The sequence below is a fragment of the Bartonella sp. AA1HLJMS genome (assembly GCF_042197445.1).
GTDB lineage: Bacteria > Pseudomonadota > Alphaproteobacteria > Rhizobiales > Rhizobiaceae > Bartonella.
The window spans coordinates 1-934 of record NZ_JBHIRW010000242.1 but is presented as its reverse complement, the minus strand read 5'-3'; the positions used below and the strand labels follow the sequence as shown (position 1 = coordinate 934).

General features: G+C 33.1%; 2 protein-coding genes. One reads left to right on the top strand and one right to left on the bottom strand.

Annotated elements, in window-relative coordinates; all coding sequences use genetic code 11:
- Nucleotides 1-114 precede the first annotated feature (114 nt).
- The gene (gene ssb / locus ACFIQE_RS10915; RefSeq protein ID WP_375707755.1) at nucleotides 115-558 is read right to left on the bottom strand and encodes a single-stranded DNA-binding protein; all 444 of its coding nucleotides are present in this window, start codon (nucleotides 556-558) and stop codon (nucleotides 115-117) included.
- Nucleotides 559-752: 194 nt separating this feature from the next.
- Here ssb and ACFIQE_RS10910 point away from each other — a divergent pair.
- A partial coding sequence (locus tag ACFIQE_RS10910) for a BrnT family toxin (RefSeq protein WP_375707754.1) occupies nucleotides 753-934 on the top strand: 182 nt, incomplete at its 3' end.

The following is a 934-nucleotide window of genomic DNA, read 5'->3' as shown; positions in this document are numbered from 1 at the left end:
ATTGATTAACAGGATCTTGACGTACTTTCACTTGTGAAATGTAAGCATCTTTCTTCTTCATACATCCCCTAATCTGTGGGAGCCCACATGTTTCTCTTTGCCATATTTTATCAATCAAAATGGTATGCTGTCATTAAGAGATGCACTATGATCAGCAGCACCTGAAGCGATAGCATAATTTTGAGAAGTAACGGAAGAAGGAGCAAATTGCTCTTTCTTTACATCAAGCAAATACAACTCGCCTTTGAATTGCGGTAAAACAATCTCTGTTGTGTAACATTCATGCCCATTTTTATCTTGCCATTTGCGTGTTTGTAATTTGCCTTCTACGTAAACTTTTGAACCTTTGTTTAGATATTGAAGCGCTATTTTTGCTAAATGTGGATTAAAAATCACAACTGAATGCCATTCTGTTTTCTCTACTTTTTGATGAGTATTTTTATCCGTATAGCTTTCAGAAGTTGCCATACGAAAATTGACTATTTCTGCTCCAGAATTCATTGTTTTGCTTTCGGGATCAGCACCTAAACGCCCGATTAATGTCACTTTATTTAGCATGTTTTTTCTTACCTTAAACTTGTACTTTAATACATAGAAAATCTTAGCATGATTTGCTTATTTTTTCAATTATTTCAAAATGATATTATTGTTTTTTAACATATAAAATTATATTTAATATGCAAAAAAACATAAATAGTTCAGTGTTCATTTAAAACTCTTGAAATACATACATAAATGTATTAACATAAGATATGAAAATAAGATTTGAATGGGATGAAGCTAAAGCGAAAAGTAATCTTAGAAAGCACCGTGTCAGTTTTGAAATTGCTGCTCGTGTTTTTGCAGACCCGTTCGCCATGGTTAAACAAGACCGTATTGAAAACGGAGAATATCGTTGGCAAACTTTGGGTCTTGTGGATGGTTTTTTACTGCT